The sequence below is a fragment of the Sporosarcina sp. NCCP-2716 genome, from assembly GCF_023707985.1.
Classification (GTDB): Bacteria; Bacillota; Bacilli; order Bacillales_A; family Planococcaceae; genus Sporosarcina.
This window is the reverse complement of record NZ_BRCF01000004.1, coordinates 257,639-283,891: the sequence shown is the minus strand read 5'-3', so window position 1 is coordinate 283,891 and position 26,253 is coordinate 257,639. Positions and strand designations below refer to the sequence as shown.

The window sequence follows — 26,253 nt, the reverse complement described above, 5'->3', positions numbered from 1 at the left end:
ATGTTGGCAAGTGGCCTTTTTTTATACATAAATTAGCTGCCGTTTCCTACATTTCTAGTGTGCCATAAACATCAAAATACCGCTCCCGTGAACGCTTCCTGTTGGACGGAAACGAACACTGCATAGGATGGGGCAGCCGATCGGCAATGGGATAATCCAAGTGTCCGCCATCTTGCAGGAGCCGCAGAGTACGGGCGATTTCCTGGCTGAGCGGAACGATGCAGACAGGCTGCACGATTTTCATCTCTTCCGTGAAGGAGTCGATGAAGTGATGACGCACGCTTGCGGGCAGGTTGTAGAAGTTCAGCGTCCGGCCATTGCGCAGGAAGCCGTACCAAGAGAGGTTGGTCAAGTAGACCGTGTCCTGGAAGGTGCCGGGTTCGTACGCTTCCATGATGGAGAGCATGAATTGTGCACTTCGTTCTTGGTCGCGGCGCTCGTTACTGCAGCCAGGCATCAGGCGCTCCACACCAATGAAGTCGACGAAGGGGATGCCTGTTTTTCTGCCGCCATAATGTTTCGGATTGATGCCGCAGAAGACGATACGGCGGGTCGGAGCGGTGTAGAACTTTTTGTAGTAGGAACGGACGAGTTCAATCTGTTCGAGGAAGCCTGGCAGGATCTTGATACCATGCCGTTCAAGTTCCTGGAGGATGCTCCCTTCCGTGATAAGCCGCTCCATGAACGCGGCGTGCAGGTCAACGATTCGTTCCATCAGTGGATTCCTTTCTTGCGATAAGATTCGGATATCCTTTTTGCAAGAAAGGTGTGTCCGTTTCACAATCAGTGTTCAGGGATAGGGCCTTCGCCATCTACCCGCTTGCCTAATTTGTTCCTGTACATCCGGGCATCCGCCTGTGCAAACAGCTCACCCATATTTCCATAGGAATGGTCGTTATACGTCCATCCGAGTGAAAAACGGACACTCTCTGAAGCATTATGATCCGTGAGTAGGCTCTGGCTGCCTTCCAATTCAGCTGCCAACCCGACCGTCTGCTCGTAAGCCGCCTCCCCGGTGACGACGATGGCGAATTCGTCGCCGCCAAAGCGTGCCAGGCTCATCTCATGGGAAGTCCACTGCTGCAGGAACAGCGCCGTTCTTTTCAGCAGCTCATCCCCCGCAGCATGGCCGAACCGGTCATTCATCCGTTTCAACTCATCGACGTCACAGAAGATGAGGCCGATCGGTATATCCACTTCCGTATCATACCGGTTCATGAGCATGTTAAAGTAACTGCGGTTGTTGACGCCGGTCAATGCGTCATAGGTCGCCTGGTACTCCAGCTGCCGCTGCCGCTCGATCCTGTCGTCGATGTTCCTCATGATGCCTTGCACGGCCGTGAGCTGTCCCCCATGGTACGCAGGGGTCAGCTGTTCTTCAAACCATCGGTACACCCCGTGTTCGTCCCTCCAGCGCTGGATGAGAACCTCGCCGTCCATTAGCTGATCCTCCACCCTACGCTTCAGTCTTTCGAAATCCTGCGGATGCAGGTGCTCAAACGGCTTCGCAGGATTGCGCAGCCCTTCTTCCGCCGTACCTCTGCCCAACCATCGATCGAGTGACGGGCTCAAATAGAGGAACCGCTCCTCAGGAACGAGCTGGAAATAGTAGACGACGTCCTTGGAATGCCCAAGCATCTGAAGAACTTTCTCCTCGGAAGAGACACAGTTGAATCCCCTCTTAACAGCTTTCCTCAGTTTCCTATTCCGCCGTCTACTTGCTGGTCTTAGTAGTCTTCGTCCAATAGAAGCCAACTTTTTCATAGGTGTCCTCCTCATTCACCAAACAGTCCTCAGGAACCGGTTCCCTTCACAGATTGGAAAGCGACAGCAAACTTCCTTCATGCAAGTATTCCTCGTAAGCCATGAATTCTATGTAATATCGAATGGTCCGCGGATACAGATCGATCCCCCGCTTGTATTCGTTTTCGATCATTCGAAGGATTTCGTCTGTAATCTCCTTCTCTTTGTTGTAGATCCCTTTCCGCAGCAAATTATGTAGACGGTTGGCATACTGATCTGAAGAAACGTCCGAAAGCTTCTTAGCCCCTCGCTGCAGGCTATGCCGGTTGCGTAAGTACTCGATGAATTCCATAGGACATCTCCATTCTCTTTTCATCTGGGAAGCCTTTAAGGTCATATCACAGACGGATGATACTTCAAGAAATAATTCCCTTGTAAAAATTATACCATTATGATGGATGTAGTCAACCAAAATATTAGTCAATATAGACTATTAATAGAAACCATCAGGAATCCTTATGCCTAATAGGCTCTTCCGTTCATTACCATACTATTTACGTTACTTCTTTCCAAAATTCTTGCATACAGCAAGTAACTATCATCAAAACAACGCATCGCTAGTCAGCTAGTCTTTCAAACAATTCAACGTATCTCTCCCCCGTAAATCTATTACCGGTAACTCGATTTCTTTTTCGTAAGAAAACTATACGCTAAAAATCGCAAGCGGCACATGCGATCTTTTTGAATTGGAGCAGCTTACAGAGACGTTTCCAGAGTTCGAAGAGGCGGCGGTGCCCGAGTATGAACTATGAACGAGTATTGGAAGACTGCCAAGGAAAATATCTGGAATTGAACGGTTATGCGTGGATAATGCCGATTAGAGCTGACTGCCGGGAGACCGTCATGACGCTGTTGTAGCAGCTCATCGACTATTATGAGGCTCATTTCCTCTGCAGCATACAGCAAAAGTACTTGCAGAAACTTCTGCTACTGGATCCCTATTCAGAAACGTCTGCCGTATGGCTCATGCACTCTTATATCGCCTCCGGCTACCGGGCTGAAGCAAACTAAAGAAAATCTTTTGAGTGGATAAGGAACAAGAACTTACAGCTGTGTCCCAGACTTCTCGAAGCTACAACCACTTCCATCGCCGTTTCTTTTCCAAGGTAATAGCCCACGATTACTATATCCGGACAGATATACCCGCTGTCCCTGCATGGAGCATCAGTTTTGCAGATGTATAGCGGAAGATGGTGAGAATAAAAGATGCCAGCCATATGAACACAATCCTCTTCATAACCGGCTAGAGGAGCACTGGCAGGCTTGTGAGTACGCCAAGCAGAATGCACGACGCGATTCTCCTGCAGTAACAAGCACCCATCCGTACATGTCTGTATTGAGTGATACACAGGCTAGGGATGGTATTTAACGGAAAACGCTGGTCGGGTGTCTAAGTCTATTAAGATAAACTGAACAGCATAACCTACAGCTTCGGACAACTATCTTAGTCATTAGCAGATGGACATGGATATCAATAACAAAAAAGAGACTGCCATCCCCGGAGGGACAACAATCTCTCTATCACTCATTCAAAAATCCACAGAACTCTTTACTAATTTCGCAATGCACAGGGTCCTGTTGTTAATTAACCGGCGTAATTGGTTCAAATACAGCTTCGCCGTCTTGATAAATAGCTATCTTTGCAATCTTTGCCGTCTTATCTTTGTTTAGCACAGTAATTCTATATGGTGAATTAATATCACCAAGTTTTTTGATTTTGTTCCAATCTTGTGTGCTTAATAGTTTTTCTACCAATTCGATTTTACCAGGAGTGACCTTAACTGCATTCATATTTAGAGTTGCTCCGTAACGGGTGTTCATGAACTGTGCAACCTCTTCCAAGGTCGCAATTTTTTGCGCATTTCCTGTATCATTCATCAAATTAAAAGCAAGGTACTTAACATCAGTCGGTATTAAACCTGCCAACTCCAAAGTTTTCGAACCATCTTTCGGGGCTTCTAATAGCTTGAAGGGTACATCCCTTTCCTCATTAGAAAGAATATAATTTGTGAATTCTTCTTTTCCAGTTCTACCATCTTTGGCGAATTTATATTGATTCTCTGGATCTTCTACATGTGCATTATTTCCAATTGTCCAGATGTGAACCCCTTCATTTTCTTCGTGAGTACTCTTTCCTTGGATATCTACAGAAGATGAAGCAGTAACCCCTAGGCCTTGCGATACTTCGACACCGCCAAATTCATTTCCTGAAGTTGTAATATTTTTCATTTTAACATTTGAACCGTTAGCTAGTACGCCAGCATCAGCATTCATCAAGGTGACATTATCGAGAAACGCACTAATTGATTTATACACTTGCACTCCGTATATACCCTGCCACCCGCCTGTGTTTATCTGACTCGCATCAACAGTCAGGTCAGCAAGTATTACACCAGGGACTTGAGCAATTGTAATAACAGACTTATTTGGCCCTTGAAATGTCATATCACTTGCAGCACTGATTGTATATCCATTTCCTACTAAATAAATGTGTTTGTCAATGTAAACCGTTTTCCCAACTTTAACATTACGATACAAATCAATTTGCGTATCTGGCTCAGCTGCTGCTATATCTGCGAATAACTTAGCACCAGCGATTTCGTCAGAAGCACCTTCACCCCAGTTGTCTTTCCCATTAGGGTTGGCATAGACATTACCTAATCCTTTTACTTCTACAGTGCCCAGATTTCCATCACCGTTATATAATCCTCCAGCAGTCGGAGCATTATCAGAGTAGACAGCGACTTCATCTTCAAATACATGGGTGCCCGTAAAGTTTGCAATAACGCTGGAGCCTTCCTTTTTTGCTTGAAGACCGATGCCTGCTTTCCACTCATTATCGCTAGTTGAAATGTTTTCAAAGGATACGTTTAGGTTCTTGTTGTCGTTATCATTGTTTACATATATACCAGCTTTCTTACTTTTTGTTGCCTCGACATTAAATAACTTGGCATTATCGCCATAGATTTCGATCAAGTTATCAGTATTTTGATTTGTTGTTTGCGTGACTTTAAGATTTTTAATAGTGACATTGTCGTTTTTGATGTGGAGACCCTCTGCAGTACTGTTAGCACCTGCAGGACTTTTCGCATTCAATGTCAAAGTTTTTCCTTGCCCATCCAGTATTACACCTGCAGGCGGCACTACTGGTTTAGTTACTATGGTATCCATGTATAACTTAACAGTGTCTCCTGATTCAGCTGCAGCTAGATCAGCAAACAACTTAGCTTCCGCTACTTCGTTCGAGTTTCCTTCTCCCCAGTTGTCTTTCCCGTTTGTAGGGTTTGCATACTTGTTACCCAAGCCAATAACTTCAACTTGGCCAAGATTTCCGTCACCTGCATGATTGTCGCTAATTGTTGATTTGTTATCAGAGTAGACCGCTACCTTGTCTTCAAAGAGATTTCTACCGGAAAAAGTAGCTTTAACTATAGAATTTTCTTTTTGCGCTTGCAGCCCGATTCCAGCATTCCAACCGTTTGCACTCGTTGACACACTTGTGAATAATACTGATAGAATACTGTCTTTTTTGTCGTTATTTACGTAGATTCCAGCTTTATGGCTTCCTTTCACTTCGACTTTATTCAAGTGAGCATAGTTGCCGTAGATTTCAACCAGATTATCTTTATTAGCGTTTCCGGACTGTGTGATTTTCAAATCGGTGATTGTTACATGGTCATTCTTAATATACAAGCCCTCAGCAGTGCTATCACCCTTACCCTCGGCGTTTAATGTTAAAGTATGTCCCTTACCATTGATTGTCACACCTGCTAAAGGAACGACCGGCTCCGTCACCGTAATGTTATCTGACAAAACAATTTGCTGGATGGATTTATTATTGAGCGCAGCAAGCAATTCAGCAGCGCTTCCTACAGATTTAACAGTCGGTGATACAACACCACCGCCGCCTCCACCGCCACCGCCTGTTGCAGGTGGAGTTTCAGGTTTGACTTCTGTATTGTTGTTGCCGTTGACGTTTTCCACTTTGTCTTTGACGCTTTCATAGTTGCCAATTACGTCTTGTGGTGTGGTGCCAGCAGGGAGTTGGATATTGCCCACAATCATTTGATTGCCCAGTTGGATTTTGGCGAGTTTGGATTGAATGATCAGTGTCTTAATTTTAGATTGCAGGTCGAATGTAATCTTGCCTGCTCCCTCAACTGTTGCGTTATTGATCAGTCCTGTTCCTTCAATAGTCAAATCGGTCGATTGCAGTTTGGCATGTTCAACCACTGCGTTGATGACTAATTCGCGGACGTTTGCGAGCGCAGTCAAGGACGGCACCACAATGCCAGTGTCTGCTTGGACGTGCAAGTTTACGGCAGTCATGATTTCCGCAACCTTCGTTGTACCTGTGAAGTGAACGTTCACACCTTTTGCACCTTTGACTTCCAGTACTTGCAGAACAACGTTACCGAACGAGACTTTCTGGCTGACAGCTGCGGCTTTCACTGCAGATGTCTTGGCAGATGCGTCATCGATCGTCGTTTTCCCTGATACAGTCAGATTTTTTACTGAAACGTTTTCGCCAGTGATGATCAGGTCACCTTTCAACGTGGATAATGCACCATCGAAGACGAGCGGCTTGTCCGCTGTGCCGCTTGCTGTGAGCGTCAGCTTGTCCAGTGACAAGACTTCCCCGTTCTTCACTTGAAGGCTGGCTGTGGCGCCTTTTAACGCCTCTGCATTCGATGCATTGAATAGCTTAGCGAGAGAGGCCGGTACGGAGTACTCTCCAGATGCTGTGACGAGCTTCCCGTCCTTCGCACCGCTGATCTCTGTATTGACAGTCTCAGCTTGAACTACTGCGTCACTGCGGAACAAGAACATAGCCATTTGACCGCGGTTGACAAATTGGGATGGACCGAAAGAAGTGTCGGTCAAACCAAATGTAATTTTGTTGTCGATCAGTGCCTGGAGATACTCGGCGTAATGGGCTTTCTTATCCACGTCCGTGAATTGGTTCGTCTTCAACGGCTGCTTTTCAAACTTATAAGCATTTCCAAGAATGATCGCCATCTGGCCGCGCGTCAGCTTATCGTTGACACCGTAGTTTCCGTCAACGTATCCATTGATTACGCCTTCCTTAGAGAGCGCAGCAATGTACTTGTAGAAACGATGGGTAGGGGATACGTCTTTGAAATTCGGGTTCGTTACGTTGTCAGTATCCAGGCCAAGAATATCGGTAAGGAACTTCGCCGCTTGTCCGCGTGTAATATCTGTATTTGGACGGAATGTCCCGTCTTCATATCCGCTAATGACTCCTCGTGCTGCCAACTGCATTACGGAGTCATACGATGTTACGTTCTTACCCATATCCTTAAAGGTTACCTCGGCTGCACTCGCTGTCTGTGGTGCGACTGAAACCACCGTTCCTGCTGCCATAACACTTGCCATTGATAAATTCCAAAGTTTACTATTTCCCAAATTATTTCCCCTCCAACGATAATTTTAAATTCAACTAATAATACCATAGTTCTACTACCAAAGATACCTATTCCAACAAGATTACATACTAAACTGTAAATATATCCATGCTTGCCATGTACTATATGCCACTACATAATACTTATTTTTTCTTAAAGCAAAATTCATAAAATGGAACCGGTTTAATTTCAACCCTAGACTTTTTGTCTTCCCCTGTTCTATAGTGTAGACAAATATCCAGTTTAGGTGGTGTGGTCACCAAACCTGTGTAAGAACCATATCCAGTCTGCCAAAAACAACAGCTAGCCCTTGTTGTGCTGAATTCGAGAGAACACAATATATGATGAGATACAATAGTAACAAAGTGGTATATGATCAGGAGGTTACGTTGCAAATAGTACAGGTAATACTCTGCCTATATTTCAATTTACTTACTACATTAAAATTTTTTGATATGTATAGAAGTGCTTATTATGCATAAAAAAGTCTCCTGATCATAGTCGTGACCAGGAGACCCTTCTATTGCATTTACAAATCACTTCTGTGTCTGAATAATGGATATTCCAGGTTAATAGTTTAATTAAATGGATTTGGAATAACTACCCAAGTTCCAGAGTTGTAGGTTACAGCGTAAATCGGACTTTGATTACCAGAGGTATCAGTTATTTTAAACTGCAGAAGCGTCCCATTACTAGCTTCACTATCAAGTGTAAATGTTACCGAATTACCATTTTCAACTGAACTTGCCGTAGCACCTGGTCCACCAATTCTGGAAGCAGATGCCCAATCCGTTTCTCCAGCAGATACAAGAACAATGTTTGTCGCTGTTGAACTTGCAATAGCAATTGGTAAAGCAGGTGGTGTCGTGTCTCTAGGATTAACGGTAAGAGCGACCACAGAAGTTGCCGTTTTTCCGTATTTTTCAACCTGGAATGTTACATTACCATTTTGAGCTAGAATTTGCTGCGTAACAGCACCTGTTGTACTAGAGATCGCTGTATTAGATGAACTTGTGATAGTAACCGTAAATCCAGCAGTAACCAGGGCTCTAGCCTGTGTTAAGACGTTAGTTCCCGTAGTCAGATTGGTAATTTCAGCTGCAATAATTTTAGCCGCTTCATCATCGACTAGTGATTGCTCTTTAACTTGTAATGCAGATTCATTAGTAACTAACAATTTTTGTTTTGTAGTTAACGAGTTGTAATTACTGCGAGCAGTTTCCACTTGTAATTGATTTGTTGCTGCAGTAATTTGGGCCTCTACCGTTTTAGCAATATTAACGTCTGCAACCAAGTCAGCAATTTTTTGAGAAGTATTTAATGAGCCATCCATGGCATTAGAGATTGCCATTTCATAAGCTGATTCGTTTGATGGAATTGCAGTTGTAAGTCCTGTAGCTGTGTTAATTTGAGCAATCGTAATTGAAGAAGCATTACCATATTGAATGATACCTTCAATTCTTTTGATTGCTAATTCTTGCGCGCTATTCTCGTCTTATAACACATGTTATGTGTCTTTCGAATCGAGCCTTCACCGTGCAGGCGTCTTTCAACGCACACGGCGATCTACCAGTTATATAGTTCATTATAAACCTTATATTAATACTTAAGACCTGCTACTCAGAAAATATGCCGTTCCCTAAATAGGGCGTCAGGAGTTAGTACCTATCCATAGCTTAAAATTCAGAACCAATTATAAGTTATAATTGGTTCTGCTAAATTCGAGCTTGAATTTGAAAATCAGGTTTATAAGTTCCCATACTACTGACTGGGTCCCTTCGCTCCGATTAGTTTTCTCCTCCTCGTATGTTACCATACAAGTCCAAACGGCTAATCATCCACACTACTACAAACCCGCAGCCATCTTAATGAGATTATGGGTGCTGATTCACCTAGCTCACTAAGACTTCAAACGTTCCGTTATATCTATCCCTTACTTTGACAACCTTAGATCTCCACTATCCAGGTTAGAGAAAGACCAGTTTAACAGTCAATTAGGCTGATCTCCACATCATCATTTAAAATGGTTGGGTACTTAGCGAGCCCCTAGCTTAATTTCGCGATAAGTACTACCTCTCCCTGCCTACATGGATTCGTCAACCTGATCATAGTTGTCTTTTAAAGAACCCCGCCTCAATTTCATGAGTACGACTTCACCTGACTTAGCCCCTTCCACGAACAATTCAGCGCTTCATTGGGTCCAGGAGGATTAGGCACTTGCATTCCAGACTGTTTTGCAAGATTCGGAATCACACCGAACAAATAGATAGTAACAGTTAGAAAAACCCCATGGACCTAACTATAAAGTTATATCCATGAGGTCAAATCCACTAATTTCACTAGTTACCTAGCTTATATAGTAACGTTTCGTTTAGTTTTATTAAGGAGCGACTTTTCCAGAAACAGTAACAGTTGTACCACGAGTCAACTTGTTACCATCCGCTGTTGTTCCATCACCGCGAACTGCCAAGTCTTCTGTACCAATAGTAATTGACTGATCGTCGGTAACTTTAACTTGTACAGTGTTATTAACGTTAACTGCGCCATTTGCCAAAGTAATTCTCACTTTCTTAGCATCAGTTTGGACTACAGGTGATGCTGCCACTGTATACTCGGCTCCGCCGATCAAGACAACAAAGTCTGAATTCGCTGGTGTTTTAACAGCTTCAGAGAACGTCAATTCAATTGTAGCAGATGTAGTATCAGTGGATTCAGCAACCCACTTAGCCCCTGTCAACACAGGTTTAATATTATCACTTAGAACGATAGGAGATGTGACATTTCCGCCTGAAACAGTCGCAACATATTTTGAGCCATCCGCACTAACAATAGACTTGCTCAATTCAAGAGTACCTGTTGTATTTACATTATACGTGTTTTCCGGCAATGTGATTTGTACAGTTGTTTTTCCTGAATCTGTGAAGTCCAATTTAGTACCTTGCGGAAGAGCACCTGCATCTAACTTATAGTTAGCAGCAGTGATAGCAGAATCAGACATCTTGTCATTATAAGTTACTGTGATAACATTCTTAGCTGTTGTTACGCTAGCAATAGCAGGTTGTACAGGAGTAGCAGCTTGACGGTTATCAACATATGTTGTCAAAGCATCATTTTTATTGTCAGACAGATCTACAACTGCACCTGCATCAAACACTACTTTGAATTGTTGAGCAGAAGTAGGTGTAGAAGAAGCATCAAGGGTAATTGAAACTGTATCTCCTGTGATAGCAACCGGAGCTCCAGCCAAGTTCAAACGAACATTGTTTTGATCATAGACTGCTACTTTTGAAGCGTCAAAGTTAGTAGTATTTAGTGCTTCAGAGAACTTAACATTGAATGTCTTTGTAGCACTGTTGTATGTGTTAAGGTTTGTAGCCTTGATAGTTGGTTTAACAGTGTCTTTAGTAAGCGTAATACTTTGTGTAGTAGCTTTACCAATTAAACCAGCAGCATCTTCGTAGCCTTTGAGCTCAACTGTAACTACAGATGTAGTTTTGTTTGCATCGTAAATTGAATAAGTAGTATTTGGTGTTCCTGAAACAGTAACTTCTTTATCCAATACCACACGATAAGTAGTCGAATCAATTTTCGCCGATGACGCAACACCGCCAAGGTTAGTATAATCTACATTACCTAGCTTCACTTTAAGGTTTCCATTAGCAATCAAACCAGAAAGGTTAGTAGGAGCATTTGCAATAGGCTCAGAGAATTCTACATCGAATGTGTAAGAACCTACCGGCTTAATAGACTTCACAGTTGGAGGAGTATTATCCACGCCAATTACAAATGTTGATTGTTGAACAGTCGTCCCTACTCCTGACAAGTCAGTAGCATTGTTGACAACAACAGTATGGGTCCCTGCACCATAAATAGAAGCAGGAGCATTAGAATCTTTAGCAAACGTTAATGTGTAATTACCCGCATCGTCGTAAGCAGCAGCTGTCTTCGTACCAGTTAGTGTGACGTTATCAATTTTAACGGATGCACTTGCTGGATTAACGTGCTTATCAAAAGTTAAAACTAAAGAATCATCGGCCTTTTTAGCTACTTTCAACAATTTAGGTCCTGTAGTATTATTGAAAATTTTGGCCTCACCTTTGTACTCAGCCATCTTTTGGAAAGTACCCTCAGTCAGTACATTTGCCACTTTCTCCACTTGGTATGTGTCATTGTTTGATAACGTAGAAGGCAATGTGAGGATGACTGTATTGTCATCTACCTGTGTAGCTTTTTCAGCAGTAACAGCTACATTATTTACTTTCAATGTGTAGTTGCTCACATTTTCAGCGCTGCTATCTTCTACAGCTTGGCTAAATTTAACTTCAATTTCTCTTGGGTTTTTTGCTACTGCTGTTGTAACAGCTGCTTGTGCCGGCGTAGGTACGTTTACTGTTGTGGTTCTTGTAACAATAGACGTTCCCTTTGTAGCACGTACAGTTACAGTTTTCGATCCAGCAGACTGAACTGGTGAAGTGTAAGTGAACGTTCCGTCAGTTTTCAAAGAAGCGTCAACAAAGTTAGTACCGTCGAAGCTAACTTCTACACGGTCAGCAAGAACTGTGTTACCTGATACAGTTACTGAGTTATCACTATTTAACTTTGTATCAAGACCAACAATAGCAGTTTCATACTTAGCTGAAACTTCAGTACCCTTAACTGTGTACGTTCCTGTTTCGCTCAATTCGTTTGTGAATGCATAAGTTGCTGAGTTATCACCTTTTTTAGGACCTGTTACTGCATTCGCAACAATTTCCTGACCTGAAGGAGCAACAACAACGATTTGTTTCATGCTGTCTGCATCTTCATCAGTCAAGTTCTTGTCGAAGACAACTGTGATTTCTTTCGCATTCAACGCAGAAATCGACTGAACTTTAGCCGCTTTTTCTACTGTGAAGTCAAAGCTTCCAATTACACCGTTTACTGCAACGTTTCCTTTAAGTCCTTTAAGACTTGCATGTGTAATTGTATAGATTTCTCCAGTGCCATTGCTTTTCACTTCAGTTGGTGCAACAACATCACCATTTACAGTGATCTTGAAGTCCTTAGTTGTGAGGTCTTTATCTGCATCTTTCAACTTTACAGTTGTAGTTGTTTCATTTACAACTGTGACTGTCTCAACTGCAGCTCCTGGTACTACAATTTGGTCTTCCAAAGCATACAAGAATTTCGCGAAATCGCCGCGTTTGATGTTGTTTTGTGTTCCGAATTGTGTTTTGTTGATACCGTTAGTTACATTGTTCGCAACCAAAGCGTCAACTGCTGAGTCGTAACGGCTTGAAACGTCTGTGAACGAATTTTTTGTGTCGCCAGCTTTCAAATCGAATGCTTTTTGAAGCATAAGAGCTGCTTCTCCGCGAGTAATGTTATCCTGTGCACCGAATTTTGTTGCAGTTTTACCACTAACCACACCTGCAGCTTTAAGTGAGTTTACTGCTACCGCTGCACGGTCAGGTACATCAGTGAAACCTGATGCAGGAGCTTTTGGATCGTTAAGACCAGCTGCCGCTGCGATCATAGCCGCTGCATCAACACGTTTGATTTGCTGGCTGATTCCGTATTGTGTAGGAGTCAGTCCAGCGGAGATGTTGTTAGTTACTACGAAATCTACTGCCTTCTGATACGAGGCAGGTACGTCTGTGAAAGCGGAAGTTGTAACATTCGCTGATGCAACTGGGACCAAAGCAGATGCAACTAGTGAAGCTGTCGCAGCAGTTGCTACGAACTTTTTGTAAGATTGTTGAGCCATTGTGTGGTATTCCTCCCTGTTTTAGGTAATCCTATTTCATTGATGTCACCATCAATGGTGAAACACAGTTTAACTATAGCATCATTCTCTTGTAAAATCTACAAATCTTCAAAAAGATTTCAAGAATTACAGACAACTAGCTATAATTTAACTCTTACTCTATTATACATAAGCTTTTTTTCTTTGCAACCAATATCATAGCTGTTTAAACATTTCTTTTATAAAACAAAAAGAGTTAGTTGTTGCTAGCAGGTTACATATGTAATATAGCCACAGCGGGCATTTCATGTCCCTCCCCCTTACTAGATATGTCTAGTACATTATTCGTTTAACTGCATATTAAAACCCCATACTGTCGAAGCAGTCTGGGGCGTATTTCTAGCTTATAAGTCTAATTCTGGTTTTATTCGTCTGTTCTGGGACACCACCGTAACCGCCGCCAGCAGAAACGCTAGCCAAACGGAAACCGAAGGCGCCGTCAGCGTATGCCCTGCCGTATAGGCGATGCCGATACCGACGAGGAATGCCACGCCTGTCAAAATACTGAAGTAGTTGAAGTTCTCTTTCAAGTTGCTGACCAGGATCACGATGAACCGGCCGGCGAACCAGACGATCGGTGCGACCATGTAGATGAATCCGAGGATACCGAATGAGAAGAACCAGTCATGGAAGTCCATCTCAATCATCTTGAGCGGCTTGTGTGGCTGCGGAGCATCATAGTTCCCCGCAAAGCCCATGCCGAATAGTTTTTGGCTTATCGGCGCGTCCTTGAATTGTTCGACAAAGTTCGCCTTGTACGTCTCGCGGCTGCTGAAGACGAGGTTCTCGAACTGCTCTGCGTTGATGAGCGGTTCATCATTCTCTTCTTCTCCATCTAGTGGAATTTCGTCGCCGTTCTCATCCAGTTCTACTTGCGGTTTCTCTAGCGAAATGCCCAGAATGTCGAGGTGTGCGTACATATTGCCGAATACCGGCGTGAACGGTGTCGACACGACAAGTACTATTAATAGGATGAGAGAGACGAACGAATTCGCCTTCACTCTTTGTCGGGCCGGATATTCTTTTGTCGTTAAGAGCAGCAGCAGGCTTCCGAAGAAGATGCTGAGCAGCACAATCAGGATGCCGCCATACCCAACTTTCGTGCCGAGCGCCAGCATGGATGCGGACAGAAGCACGAACGGCAGCCAGTGCAGCAGCTTGCGCGTCGTCGTCGTTTTATAGACGGCAAACATCGCAGTGATCGGCAGCAGGATTGACATGGATGCGCCGACTTCGTTACCTGCGTAGAACCAGCCGGTCCATCCTTGCTTGGACCGTGCATAGTTCGCCATGCTCGTGCCGGTCAAGTGCGCAATGATGAAGACGACACTGATCGTGAGTGATGCGATGAGGAAGTAGTTGATCAGCTGACGCGCTGTGTCCGAGCCGTCTTCCTTGTGCAACGCTTCGAGCAGAAGGATGAATCCGAACAGCAAGACATGGAAGTAGACCACTTTCGTGTAATACGTCAATTCTTGTACAAGATAGAAAGGTTCCTTGACGGTATAGCCGACGATGAAGTTGATGATGACAAAGGCAGCCAGTCCTGCCAGGTAGAGCAGATAGAGCCGGGCCCGTTTGCTCTTCCGTGACTCGTTGACGATCCAGACAGCCATGACGGCGAGATAAGCGAGACGGATGATGACGCCGAGCGTCAACGGAAGGTCGATGAACAAGAGCGACGCGGTCGTCAGCACATCGATGATCGGCTGGATCATGACGAACGCCACAAGCGCGAGCATGATGTTGTGTCGGTTAAGTTCCATTGGGACAGGTTCCTCTTTCATATATGATTTGGTCTTAAAAAAAGAGTTCGTTAGAACTCAAATGGTCACAGGGCTGTACTGCGCTGCAGGCGGACGCTTTCCGGGGGCTCGACCTCAGCCGCTTCCTTCGCTCTGCTCAGTCCAGGGTCTTCGGTCTTCGCTGATCCCCCAGGAGTCGCCGCCATTCGCTACGTACAGCGGGTCATGTATTAGTAAACGTCTTTCATTAGCAAAAGCAATTTACATTATTGGTTCTTAAAATCAGTTCTTCGAATTCCCCAGCACGTGCGTACGGAATCCTGCGTCTTCCCACTTGCTGCGGTCGATGCAGTTTTTCGCGTCGATGAGGAGCTTGTCCTTCATGAGTTCGCCGACTGCAGCCGGATCGAGTTCCTTGAACGCATCATGGCTCGTGAGGACGACGACTGCGGAAGCGTCTTTGACAGCCTCTTCGAAGTCCTGTGTCTGGACAGAAATGTTGTTCGTCTTGATATGCGGATCATAGGCCGACACGATAAGCCCTTTCTGGGTCATCTCTTCGATGACGTCGAGTGACGGGCTTTCGCGCATGTCATCGATGTTGCCTTTGAAGGCGAGTCCGAGAACGGCAACTTTCGGCTGTTCAACGTTCAGCGCCGACAGAAGATCTGCGGTCATCTGCGCGGTATATTCCGGCATGCCGTCGTTCGTCTTCCGTGACAGGTGGATCAGTTTCGCGAGTTCCGGGTTCAGTTCGACGAGGAACCACGGATCAACCGCGATGCAGTGTCCGCCGACGCCTGGGCCCGGTTGATGGATGTTGACGCGCGGGTGGAAGTTCGCGAGGCGGATTGCTTCCCAGATATCTACGTCGATTGTTTCCGCAATTTTTGCAAGTTCATTCGCAAACGCAATGTTGACGTCACGGTATGTGTTCTCCATCACTTTGACGAGTTCCGCTGTCGTATCGTCCGTTTCATGCAGCTCACCTTTAACGAATGAGCGATATAGTTCAGATGTCGCTCGTGCGGATTCCTTGTTCACACCGCCGATGATGCGGTCGTTCGACACGAGCTCTTCGAACACCCGGCCCGGGATGACGCGTTCAGGCGAGTGGGAAACGAGGATGTCCGTGCCGATTTCGAGACCTGTCGGAACGAGTTCCGGAATCACGATGTCCTGCACGGTTTTCGGCGGGACTGTCGATTCCAAGATGACGAGGTTGCCTTTTTCGACAAACGGCGCGATCGATTTGGCAGCGGAGCGTATGTACTCCAAGTTCGCGGTTTTGTCTTCCTTGATCGGAGACGGGACCGCAAGGATGAAGACGTCGGCTTTCTGCGGAGTCGTCGAAACCGTCAGCATGCCGCTGTCGATTGCTTCATTCAAATACTCCTGCAGGCCGTTTTCTTCGATGTGCAGTTCTTTATTGCTGATTTTCTTGACGACGGGTTCCTGGATGTCGACACCGTGGACTTGGTGGCCATGGTTCGCGAACATGACGGCAGTCGGGAGTCCAATATAACCGAGCCCGACGATACAGATGCTTTTCTTCATTGGATTTTGCCTCTTTCCTTCGATATAAGTGGATGCAGCGGTCACTGCGATTTTTCAGTTAGTACGCGCAGGAGGAAACGCGGCAGGTTCATCTGCCGTTTCAGCCGCTTCGGGTCGCTGCACAGCCGGTAGAACCATTCGGTGCCGGTCTTCCGGAACAGCGCGGGCGCTCGTTTGACGGTACCGGAGAATACGTCGAAACTGCCGCCGACCCCTTGGAACACTAGGACGTTATGGAGTCTGCCCATGTTGCGGCGGATCCACAATTCCTGCTTCGGCGAGCCGAGGGCAACGAACAGGATCTTCGCGCCGCTGTCCGCAATGCGCTGGACGAGCGCTTCTTCATCGTGCTCATAGCCATCGGTCATGCCCGCAATCGGGATGCCGGGATAATCGCGACGTATGTTCTCCGCCGCCTTTTCGACGACTTCAGGCTTTGCGCCATACAGGTAGACAGGCTGCTGGTCGCTCGCTGCGAACTGCAGCAGGCGCGCCATCATGTCTACCCCGGTTACGCGGGACGTAATCGTGCCTTTTTTCAATTTGGACGCAAGTAAAATGCCGACACCGTCCGCGATCTGGAATGTCGCGCCGTTGATCAGCTCTTTGACTTGTGCGTCTTTCTGCGCGGTCATGACCTTTTCGGGGTTGACCGCGATGATGGTCGACTGCTCACGGCGATCCATACGCTGCCGGATCTCGTCGATGATCGTTTCGTATGTCAGAGGCGAGACGTTCACGCCTAAGTAGCTTTCTTTCATGATACGGGTGCCCCCACTCAGTTCCTTACTGTATTCCATGCTTTCAATTGTCTTAGTATAGCAGAAACGGGAACAGCTTGCACAGCCTGTTCGACTAGTGCTAAAATTACCCCGACAGACCGCTCGCCAGAGCGGGTTTTGCTTTTAAAAAAGACAGCCCAACGGGCACGGTTTTCCGAAGCTTATCGTCCGCTTTCCGCGGGCATGGCTTCAGCCGCTTCCCTCGCTGCGCTCAGTCCAGGGTCTTCAGCTCATGCTATTCCCGCAGGAGTCGGACGAACGCTTCTCCAAACCTAGCTGTCGTGCAAAGCATCCTTCTTGAACGAACGTCGTTCTATTATAAGGAGAGCCGTCAGTCGGAGTGTAAGGTGGCGACTCCTGTGGGATTAGCTGGGTGGTGAGACCCCGCAGGAGCGAAGCGACGAGGAGGCTCAACGCACAGCCCCACGGAAAGCGTCCACCTGAAACGCAGACTGACACCGTCACTATTTTATTTCATTGAAGAAAGAAAAGATTTTATTGGCAACCGAGGAGGAAGTTCCATTGAAAATTGTACTGTCCGGATTTTACGGATTGGGAAATACAGGCGATGAGGCGATCTTGAAGGCGATCATCGACAACTTGCGCGCGGAGTTGGACAACCCGGAGATCACGGTGTTTTCGCTGTCGCCGGAGAAGACGGCGTCGGATCATAGTGTGTCGGCGGTGTACCGCGGCTGGCGTCATGGCAATAAGGAGAAAGTGAAGGCGCTGCGGAAGGCGGATCTGCTGATCTCAGGCGGCGGCGGGCTGCTGCAGGACACGTATCCAACAAAGTTCCTGTTCGGCCCCCTTCCCTACTACCTGCTCATCGTCCTGCTCGCGAAGCTATGCGGAACGAAGGTCATGTTCTTCTCGCAAGGGATCGGACCGGTCACGAGCAAGTGGGGCAAGACGCTCATGCAGGGGCTCGCGAACAAAGCCGACTTCGTGACGGTGCGCGACCAGTATTCGAAAGACTACCTCGAAAACCTCGGGGTGACGAAGCCGGAGACGGTCGTGACAGCGGATATCGTGTTCGCGTTCAAGCCGGACGAGGATACGACGGCGTATGATTCTCTTGACTTGAAAGGTGACGAACGGCTCGTGGCCGTGGCGCCGCGTCCGTGGTTCGAGCACGAAGACGTCTACATCGAGAAACTCGCATGGACGCTCGATCAGCTGATCGAACAGCGCGGGGTGACGCCGGTGTTCGTGCCGATGGAGCCGCCGTATGACACGAACGTATCGAAGAAGGTTCAGCAGCGCATGATGCATGCGGACAAAACAAAGATTCTCGGCGAGCAGTTCTCGCCGAACCAGTTCTACAACTTCATCCAGCAGACGGATCTGACGATTGCGCTCCGGCTGCATGCGCTGATCTTCGCGGCGCTGTCGAACGTGCCGCACGTCGGCTTGAGCTACGACCGGAAAGTCGAGAGCTTCCTGAAGCGCTCGGGTATGTGGGAGCACTCGTATGAGCTCGGGTCGTTCACGAAGGAGCAGCTGCTGGAAAGCGCGCTATATGCTTTGGACAACAGTGACGAGTTAAAAGCGATGATGGCGCCGAACGTCGATACACTGCGGCGGGAAGCGATCCGCAACGTCGACTTGCTGCGGGAACAGTTTTTGAATGGAGGCCGTTAATCGGTGAAAATTTTACTAGCGACAGCATATGATTATCCACACTTGGGCGGGCTGTCCGTCCACTTGACGACATTGAAGGCGGGCCTCGAGTCGCGCGGGCATGAGGTCGACGTCGTGTCGTTCTCGGACGTGCCAAAATGGAAACGTGACGGAGTCGTACGGGGTCCCGCGTTTTTATTGAACAAAATGAAACAGGGGAAAGGTTATGTCTGGACGCTGAAGCGGCGCCAAGACGAGCTTGCCATCCTCATTAAAGAAGCCGTAACGAAGAAAGAATACGATGTTATCAACGCACAGGACGTCTTTACGACGTTCGCGGCGCTTGAAACAAATGTACCTGTCGTGAGTACAGTACACGGCTACTTGACGTTCGAAGGGATCTCGAAAGGGACGGTCGTCGAAGGCTCGCCGGAAGCGAAGGAACTGCAAGAAGCAGAGCGGAAAGCGTACCGGGCGACGCGTGAAGTGATTACCGTCGACACGCGTATTAAGGAATACATCTTGGAAGAAACCGGCGTAACGGGCCATATGATCAAGAACTTCATCGACGTGGAGTCGTTCAAGCCGGAAATCGAACGGCGTGCGGAGTTCCGCGATACATACGGGTTCTCGCAGGACGAGCTGATCTTTTTCGTGCCGCGCCGCCTGACGAAGAAAAACGGCGTGATGTACCCGATTTTGTCGCTTCCTGCTGTCGTTGAGAAATTCCCAAATGCGCGCGTCGTGTTTGCAGGTACTGGCGAAATGATGGAGCCGATGAAGCAGAAAGCAGCAGAGCTTGGCGTGTCCGATCATATAACGATGCTCGGTGCGGTCGATCACTCGGTCATGATGCAGTATTACGCACTCGCGAACGTCGCCCTCGTGCCGTCGATCTACTCGGCGGGTGTCGAAGAAGCGACTTCGATCTCAGCACTTGAGGCGATGGGTTCCGGCGTACCACTGATTGCATGTGCGGTCGGTGGCTTGAAGGAGATCGTCGACAGCGGCAAGGACGGGCTCTTGGTTGAAGAGCAGAACGTCGAGGAGCTGAGCGACGCGATGATCAAACTGCTGGAAGATCCGGCATATGGCGAGCAGCTTGCAGCTGCGGGCCGGGCGAAGATTGTTGCGGAGTACTCGCATTTTGCCGCTGCGGAGAAATACGAAAGCATTTACTTGAAAGCATTGAAACATTGACCGTGAAGCTCCCTGGTGTTGCGTCAGGGAGCTTTTCGCGGTTTAGACGGCATGTCTTATTAACGTGATTTGGGAGGACTACTATGGGCAAGTTAAAACAGGCGGCACTGTGGACTGCGGTGCTCGCGCTCGTACTGAAGCTATCGGGGTTGTTCCGGGAATCGATCGTCAGCACAAAATTCGGGGTCTCGTTCGAGACGGATGCGTATTTCCTCGCGTTCCCGTTCATCACCCTGGTCGTTGCGATGATCTCCACAGGCTTCAATAACGTCTTTTTACCGATGTATATCAAAAACCGTAAATCCGGCGACGCGGGCGACCATAATGCGAACGCGTTGCTGAACTGGACGATGGTGCTGTTCGTCGGCATCAGTTTCGTCGGCTGGTTCGGTGCGCCGTACTTCCTGCCGATCCTGTACGGCAAGATGTCGGAAGAGATCGCTGCAATCGCTGTCCCGATGACGCAGGTGTTCTTCGCGTTCATGACGGTGATCGCACTGAGCGGGCTGTTGGATTCCTATTTGCAGTCGCGTCGGATCTTCGTGCCGTCGCAGATGTCGAAGCTGCTCGCAACGCTGTTCTCGGTGATCTTCGCGATCCTGTTCAATGAGCAGTGGGGCATCTTTTCCTTAGCGTATGGATTCATCTTTGGAACGATCCTCGGCGTCATCGTGCAGCTATATTACCTGTTCCGGTCGGATTACAAGTACCGCTTGGAGTTCCGGATGGACATCCAGTTCCGGAACGCGTTCTTGCTGCTGATCGTACCGTCGCTGCTGAACTCGGTCGTCGGCCAGGTGAACTTCTTCGTGAACAAGGCGTTTGCATCCGGAATTGACGGCGCGGTGACGTATTTGAACAACGCGTCACTGATCATCAGTATTCCAAATGCGATCTATGCAACGACGCTCGCGACGATCATTTTCACACTCATGAGCGAGCAGACGGAGGACCGGGCGAAGTTCAAAGAGACGTTCTTCCGCGGGATGGAGATCTCACTCGTGACACTGCTGCCGATTGCGGCAGGGCTGTTCGTCATCGGTGATTCTGTCATTGCGTTCATCTACGAGCACGGCAAGTTCACGGCAACGGATACGCACCGTACGCACATCGCGCTCATGCTGTACTTGCCGGTCGTCGTGTTCCAGGGCATGCAGCTCATGCTGTCAAAGTCGATGTACGCGCGCGGCAAGACAGCAGTCGTGTTCCGCATCAGCGTGACGACGATCCTCATCAACTTCCTGAGCAACTGGCTGCTCGTGGACCGGTTCGGCTACCCGGCTCTCGCGGTTGCGGCGTCAGTGGTGAGCGTGTACTTCTTCGCCGTGTCGATGGTGGTTGTATACCGCGATCTTGGTCGTGAGGAGCTCGCGCGGTTCGGCCGGATGGTGCCGCAAGTGCTCGTGCCAACGGTGCTCATGGGTGCTGTAGTGTGGGTTGTGAAGGCATTTGTCGGCGTCGGGTCACTCGGACCGATTCCGCAGCTTGCGATCTTGGTGCCGATCGGGGTTGTCGTGTATGCGGCGATGCTGTTCGTGTTCTACCGTGCCGGATTCCGGCGGTTCTTAGGGATGCTGCGGCGCGGGTGAGTTTTTTGCGGGGGTGCTTGAGCGGTTTGGGTGGTGGCTTGAGCGGTTCTCGCTGTGGCTTGAGCGTTTGCGACATTGGCTTGAGCGCTTGTAAGTTATCTTGAGCGTTTGATGAGAGGGCTTGAGCGGTTCCCCGTCATCTTGAGCGTTTGGCGCGGTTGCTTGAGCGGTTCGCAGACAAGGCCGCAAGGTCTGCGCTTTTAAAGTGACACTCCCTCCCCCACTTTCCTAACAGAAAAGGCGGAGCGGAGCGCAGCCCACCATTCAGTCTTGGTTTTCCACCGGGGAGAGCGGAATGGTCGCGAGCTTTTTGACGGGATGAGGGAGGATTGCTGCCGCGGGCCTGGGGAATGGAGCGGTTAGCGGGGCGAAATGAGCGGTTCGGCGTGGGTATGGAGCGCTTGGCCGATGTTAGCTCCCCTCTCCCCCGCTTTGATTGATCATAGGATTTCATTCACATGGAAGGAGTGGGACGTTCGTTGAAGAAATGGGTGGTTTCGGTGTTGCTGGCGCTGTTGGTGCTGGCAGGTGTGGGGGCTGTGTTCCTGAAGGGGACGAAGACGGAGCAGGTGCTGTCGACCAAGTCGCTGCATGTGGTGGTCGAAATGCCGCGCCTGGTGACGCTGGCGTATGAGAAGGACGAAGAACGGGAAGTCGAGAATACGGAAGAACGCACGATTACATATTCAGTTCACCGGTTCGGCAAGCGGATCGGGACGTACGAGCTGACGGAGCGGACGCTCGGCAATGGGTCACAGTTCCTGTTCGAGCGGCTGATGAATGATAGCCGGCTCGGCGTGGATCTGAAGACGAGTTACCACTTCAACGGGTCGGATGACGTCATGGCGACGGATTGGAACTATCGCAAGGTGAAGCATCCGCACCATGATACGTTCGGGACGGACCCGACGGTGAATCCGTATGGCCGGCTGGAGATCCGGGACAATGCGTTCCAGGAAGCGGTCGTCGGGTATTCATTCACCTCGAAGGAACTCGTGAAAAAATACGATGTCGGCGAGAGCCGGCTGCGGGAGCTCGGATCGGAAGTGCAGGATGTCGAGTTGCTGACGGATGGGTTTGCGCGCGGGTTGAAAGCTGGCCGTAGCGGGATCGGCGAGTCGTGGATGCTGCTGTCGGACTCCCCTCTTTTCGAGAGTCATGAGGAAGAGAATGAGTGGATCGACTTTTCGCTCGAGAACCAGTTCTCGCAGCTGAACTGGCTGACGAAGGACGGCCCGTACACGAAGCTGCCGTTCTCGATCGACCCGGCGACGAAGATGGGCTACGGCCGCGTCATCGGCCGGATGGAGGACGATGTGGCGCTCGAGTGGTACGGCAAGTCGGAGTCGAAGTTCTTCGAGACGATGGTGCTGAATTCGCGGGTAAACCTGCTGAACTACATCGCGGAGTTCGGCGGCACGCGCTGGCCGACGGAGTACACGAGCGCGTGGCTGAACAATGCGTACGGCATCAAGGCGCCGTACGTCGACACGCGCTATAACGAGTATGTGGCGTTCTTCCTCGATGAGACGGAGAAGCAGTTCGACGAAGAGGTCGACAAGTCGCAGAAGTACGTGCCGGTGTATGCGGACTATCTGCTGTCGCGGATCGATCAGGGCGAAACGATCGAGGCGGGCGACGGGTTCCTGATTGTCGACTACTTCGACGAGGACCCGGAGACGAAGCGGCCGCATGCGTCGCTGAACCACGAGCTCGGCGGGCTGAAGATCCTGTTGACGGCGTACCGGGAGACGGATGATGCGAAGTATTTGGACGCTGCGAAGTCCGTGATGGCGGGCATCGAAGGGTTCGGCGCGTCTGAGGGCGGCTGGATTCGCGACAACGGCGACTTGTGGTATCAGGCGCGCCCGGACGGCACGTTCTCGGGCGATGATTACCCGCAGCTGACGCTGGTCGATCTGGTCGAGACGCAGTCGCTGCTCGAGGAAATGGAGCTTGGGCGCAATGCGTATTTTGACAAGCTGATCGATGCGAAGGTCGGCTATTTGAAAGATCAGGGGGAAGAGCTGATCGAGAAAGTGACGAAGCATTTGAAGCAGGGGTGAAGGTGCCCCTGTTTTTTTGTTTTTTTGGGGGGCTTGAGCGTTTGGGTGGGTTGCTTGAGCGTTTGGAGTTACTGCTTGAGCGGTTCTCCGCCTGCTTGAGCGGCTCATCCACACTGTCGGAAGACCGGTGCTCTTAGAGGGATATCCTCTTCCCCACGTCTCTAACAGGAAAGGCGGAGCGGCAGCGGAGCCAGACAAGCTAAAATGGTCGCGAGCATTGGGAAACCCGGGGCTTGGGACGGGCCGCGGATGTGGGAATGGAGCGGTTGGCGGGCGGAATGGAGCGGTTTGGCAGTGAGATTGATCGGTTAGCACGGAGTATCGAGCGGTTGCTGGCCCCCGGGTTGTTCATTCCACCAGAAAACCCTCCTGTGTGGATAACAGGAGGGCCAGAGGATTCAGTTACAACTGCTCGTGCATGATATCATGGGCGTGTGTCAGCTCTTTAAGTACTGCCTCGTCGATTTCGAGTCCGAGTCCCGGTGCATCGCTCAGTCGGACGAATGGGATGTCGATGTCCAAGGGGGCGATGTCTTGACTGAACATGAGCGGTCCGACAAGTTCGTTCGTCTGGATGCGTTTTTTGGCTGCCGCGAGGTGCAGGCCTGCAGCTGATGCAACCGCGGATTCGACCATAGAGCCTATTTGGCATGTGAAACCAGCGAGTTCCGCCTGGTGGACGAGCTGCATGGCGCGGTAGAGACCGCCGCATTTCATGAGTTTGATGTTCATCATGTCTGCTGAACGGGTGGCCGTCAGTTCGTACATTTCCTTCTGGCCATGGAGTCCTTCATCGATCATGACCGGGATGGTCGTTTTTTGTTTGATCTCCTTCAAGCCATGCATATCAGATGCGATGACGGGCTGCTCGATCCAGTCGATACGGCAGTCTTTGACTTGTTCGAGCACTTGCATGGAAGCTGCGCTCGTTTCCCACCCTTGGTTGGCGTCGACTTTTATGGCGATCTCGTCGCCGACAGCATGCCGGACGGCACGGATGCGTTCGATATCGAGCTGTTGATCGGTCCCTGCTTTAAGTTTGAGGATCCGATAGCCTTCGCTGACAGCTGCAGTCGCCTCGGCCGCCATTTCTTCCGGCGTCAGGATGCTGATCACTTTCGGGAATTCGAGTGTGTCATGGTAACGCCCGCCGAGCAGATTGAACACCGGCTGACCGGTCGCTTTGCCCATCAGGTCGTAGCAGGCGATGTCAATGGCGGCTTTTGCAGTGGTAGCGCCGTAAATCGTTTTGTCCATGCGATCGTGGATGCGTTCCATGTCGAATGGGCTCATGCCGATCACAGCTGGAGCAATCGTGTTTGTCAGGACGGCCCTCACCCCTTCCCACGTTTCCCCCGTGACATGCTCATCCGGAGTCCCTTCTCCGTAGCCTGTCAGGCCAGTATCGGTATGCACCTTGACGATGATGGATGGCATGTCGACATACGTATGGTAGCTGATGATGAATGGTGTCTTCAACGGGAGTCTGACGGAAATGACTTCGATGGATGTAATTTTCATCGGTTCTCCTCCATGTACGTCAGCAGGCTTTCGGTGAACAGTTCGACACCGGTGGCAAGCACGCTTTCGTCGATATCGAATTTCGGATGATGGTGGCCATATGGGCGGTCCTCATGGCCGATTCCTAGAAAGATGTACGATGCCGGGATTTCGGTTGAATAATAGGCAAAGTCCTCACTGCCCATGATGCCGTCGATACGGGTGACCTGTTTTTCTTCGACCAGCTGCTTTGCCTGCCGCTCCATGAATGCCGTGAGCTGAGGATCGTTGTCGAGCGGCGGGTCGCCATGCTGGTAGTCCAGTTCGAATGTCGCGCCGTATGCCTGGCATACGCCGTCGATGATGGCATGCAGGCGTTTTTTGATGTGTTCGGAGGCTTCCTTATGGAAATAGCGCACCGTTCCGGAAGCATAGGCGCTGTCCGGAATGATGTTGTAGTTCGACCCGGAGCGCAGTTCGCCGATGCTGAGGACGGCTTCTTCGCTCGGGCTGAGGCTGCGGCTGATGATCGACTGGATCTGCAAGATCACCGCCGACATTACGAGCGTCGGATCGATCGTGTCCTGCGGCATGGAGCCGTGCCCTCCCTTGCCCTGTATGGTGAAGGAAAAACGATCAGCTCCCGCCATCGTCGGTCCTTCACGCACACCGATGACGCCTGCGGGGATCGGCTGCCACAGATGGTAACCGAAGATGGCGTCGATGCCGTCGAGCAGTCCGGCCTCGACCAATTCCGTTGCGCCGCCTGGCAGTTCCTCTTCGGCATGCTGGAACACGAACAATAGGGTGCCTGCGATATCACTGGACCGGTCCGCAAGCAGACGGGCGACGCCGAGAAGGATGGCCATGTGCCCGTCATGACCGCACGCATGCATGACGTTTTCGTTTTTCGAAGCGAACGGCAGACCGGTCTGCTCCAGAATCGGGAGAGCATCCATATCGGAGCGGATTGCAATCGTCTTCCCTGCCCTATCTCCCCGCAATACCCCGATGATATCCTTGCCGGTCATGCTGTATGTTTCGAGTCCCATAATTTCGAGTTGTTGTTTCACATATTCTTTCGTTTCCGTTTCCTGATGGGAAAGTTCGGGATGTGCGTGCAAATATCGTCTCTGCTGCACAACCCACTCAGCTGTTTCTTGTTGTAGTGTCATTG

At 49.2% G+C, this 26,253-nt stretch carries 15 protein-coding genes; 4 read left to right on the top strand and 11 right to left on the bottom strand.

Translation table 11 applies throughout. From position 1 onward, the window contains the following. Positions 1-46 precede the first annotated feature (46 nt). The 9 genes from NFU03_RS08610 to NFU03_RS08570 all read right to left on the bottom strand — a co-directional run bounded on the left by NFU03_RS08610 (position 47) and on the right by NFU03_RS08570 (position 17,116). Positions 47-715, bottom strand: coding sequence for a uracil-DNA glycosylase family protein (locus NFU03_RS08610; protein WP_251637851.1), 669 nt, complete (start codon positions 713-715; stop codon positions 47-49). A 68-nt stretch (positions 716-783) separates the two neighbouring features. Further along, complete coding sequence (locus NFU03_RS08605) at positions 784-1,764, bottom strand: sensor domain-containing diguanylate cyclase (protein WP_285835435.1); 981 nt, start codon at positions 1,762-1,764, stop codon at positions 784-786. 46 nt (positions 1,765-1,810) lie between these two features. Then, positions 1,811-2,095 carry a hypothetical protein gene (locus tag NFU03_RS08600; protein ID WP_251637846.1) on the bottom strand — a complete coding sequence of 95 codons (285 nt, stop codon included), beginning with the start codon at positions 2,093-2,095 and terminating at the stop codon, positions 1,811-1,813. A gap of 1,289 nt (positions 2,096-3,384) precedes the next feature. Further along, complete coding sequence (locus tag NFU03_RS08595) at positions 3,385-7,230, bottom strand: S-layer homology domain-containing protein (protein ID WP_251637844.1); 3,846 nt, start codon at positions 7,228-7,230, stop codon at positions 3,385-3,387. A gap of 576 nt (positions 7,231-7,806) precedes the next feature. Next, positions 7,807-8,580 carry a hypothetical protein gene (locus tag NFU03_RS08590; RefSeq protein WP_251637842.1) on the bottom strand — a complete coding sequence of 258 codons (774 nt, stop codon included), beginning with the start codon at positions 8,578-8,580 and terminating at the stop codon, positions 7,807-7,809. 1,029 nt (positions 8,581-9,609) lie between these two features. Beyond that, complete coding sequence (locus NFU03_RS08585; RefSeq protein ID WP_251637841.1) at positions 9,610-12,975, bottom strand: S-layer homology domain-containing protein; 3,366 nt, start codon at positions 12,973-12,975, stop codon at positions 9,610-9,612. A 383-nt stretch (positions 12,976-13,358) separates the two neighbouring features. Further along, positions 13,359-14,780: an O-antigen ligase family protein gene (locus tag NFU03_RS08580; protein WP_251637839.1), complete on the bottom strand. Its 1,422-nt coding sequence runs from the start codon at positions 14,778-14,780 to the stop codon at positions 13,359-13,361. A 261-nt stretch (positions 14,781-15,041) separates the two neighbouring features. Then, positions 15,042-16,316 (bottom strand): nucleotide sugar dehydrogenase, encoded by a 1,275-nt coding sequence (locus tag NFU03_RS08575; RefSeq protein ID WP_251637836.1) that lies wholly within the window; start codon positions 16,314-16,316, stop codon positions 15,042-15,044. A 41-nt stretch (positions 16,317-16,357) separates the two neighbouring features. After that, a complete protein-coding gene (locus NFU03_RS08570) occupies positions 16,358-17,116 on the bottom strand; it encodes a WecB/TagA/CpsF family glycosyltransferase (protein WP_251637834.1) in 759 nt (252 codons plus the stop codon). A gap of 504 nt (positions 17,117-17,620) precedes the next feature. Between NFU03_RS08570 and csaB the strand changes: the two genes are divergently transcribed. The 4 genes from csaB to NFU03_RS08550 all read left to right on the top strand — a co-directional run bounded on the left by csaB (position 17,621) and on the right by NFU03_RS08550 (position 23,576). After that, positions 17,621-18,742 (top strand): polysaccharide pyruvyl transferase CsaB, encoded by a 1,122-nt coding sequence (gene csaB / locus NFU03_RS08565; RefSeq protein ID WP_251637832.1) that lies wholly within the window; start codon positions 17,621-17,623, stop codon positions 18,740-18,742. Positions 18,743-18,745: 3 nt separating this feature from the next. After that, positions 18,746-19,921: a glycosyltransferase family 4 protein gene (locus NFU03_RS08560; protein WP_251637830.1), complete on the top strand. Its 1,176-nt coding sequence runs from the start codon at positions 18,746-18,748 to the stop codon at positions 19,919-19,921. A gap of 83 nt (positions 19,922-20,004) precedes the next feature. After that, entirely contained in the window at positions 20,005-21,510 is a 1,506-nt protein-coding gene (gene murJ, locus NFU03_RS08555) for a murein biosynthesis integral membrane protein MurJ (RefSeq protein WP_251637828.1), read from the top strand. Between the two features lie 479 nt (positions 21,511-21,989). Then, positions 21,990-23,576, top strand: a complete 1,587-nt coding sequence (locus tag NFU03_RS08550; protein WP_251637826.1) for a glycoside hydrolase family 88 protein — start codon at positions 21,990-21,992, stop codon at positions 23,574-23,576. A gap of 402 nt (positions 23,577-23,978) precedes the next feature. Here the strand turns inward: NFU03_RS08550 and NFU03_RS08545 are convergent, their stop codons facing one another. Further along, positions 23,979-25,097 carry a mandelate racemase/muconate lactonizing enzyme family protein gene (locus tag NFU03_RS08545; RefSeq protein ID WP_251637824.1) on the bottom strand — a complete coding sequence of 373 codons (1,119 nt, stop codon included), beginning with the start codon at positions 25,095-25,097 and terminating at the stop codon, positions 23,979-23,981. Further along, positions 25,094-26,251, bottom strand: a complete 1,158-nt coding sequence (locus tag NFU03_RS08540) for a M20 metallopeptidase family protein (protein ID WP_251637822.1) — start codon at positions 26,249-26,251, stop codon at positions 25,094-25,096. Before NFU03_RS08540 ends, NFU03_RS08545 begins: the two co-directional genes overlap by 4 nt. Positions 26,252-26,253: the final 2 nt, after the last annotated feature.

Bases quoted from the DNA above. Each gene is read 5' to 3' on its own strand.
- NFU03_RS08610 (WP_251637851.1), bottom strand. From the start codon at position 715: ATGGAACGAATCGTTGACCTGCACGCCGCGTTCATGGAGCGGCTTATC.
- NFU03_RS08545 (WP_251637824.1), bottom strand. From the start codon at position 25,097: ATGAAAATTACATCCATCGAAGTCATTTCCGTCAGACTCCCGTTGAAG.
- NFU03_RS08585 (WP_251637841.1), bottom strand. From the start codon at position 12,975: ATGGCTCAACAATCTTACAAAAAGTTCGTAGCAACTGCTGCGACAGCT.
- NFU03_RS08570 (WP_251637834.1), bottom strand. From the start codon at position 17,116: ATGGAATACAGTAAGGAACTGAGTGGGGGCACCCGTATCATGAAAGAA.
- NFU03_RS08600 (WP_251637846.1), bottom strand. From the start codon at position 2,095: ATGGAATTCATCGAGTACTTACGCAACCGGCATAGCCTGCAGCGAGGG.
- NFU03_RS08580 (WP_251637839.1), bottom strand. From the start codon at position 14,780: ATGGAACTTAACCGACACAACATCATGCTCGCGCTTGTGGCGTTCGTC.
- murJ (WP_251637828.1), top strand. From the start codon at position 20,005: ATGGGCAAGTTAAAACAGGCGGCACTGTGGACTGCGGTGCTCGCGCTC.
- NFU03_RS08605 (WP_285835435.1), bottom strand. From the start codon at position 1,764: ATGAAAAAGTTGGCTTCTATTGGACGAAGACTACTAAGACCAGCAAGT.
- NFU03_RS08575 (WP_251637836.1), bottom strand. From the start codon at position 16,316: ATGAAGAAAAGCATCTGTATCGTCGGGCTCGGTTATATTGGACTCCCG.
- NFU03_RS08540 (WP_251637822.1), bottom strand. From the start codon at position 26,251: ATGACACTACAACAAGAAACAGCTGAGTGGGTTGTGCAGCAGAGACGA.
- NFU03_RS08590 (WP_251637842.1), bottom strand. From the start codon at position 8,580: ATGGCAATCTCTAATGCCATGGATGGCTCATTAAATACTTCTCAAAAA.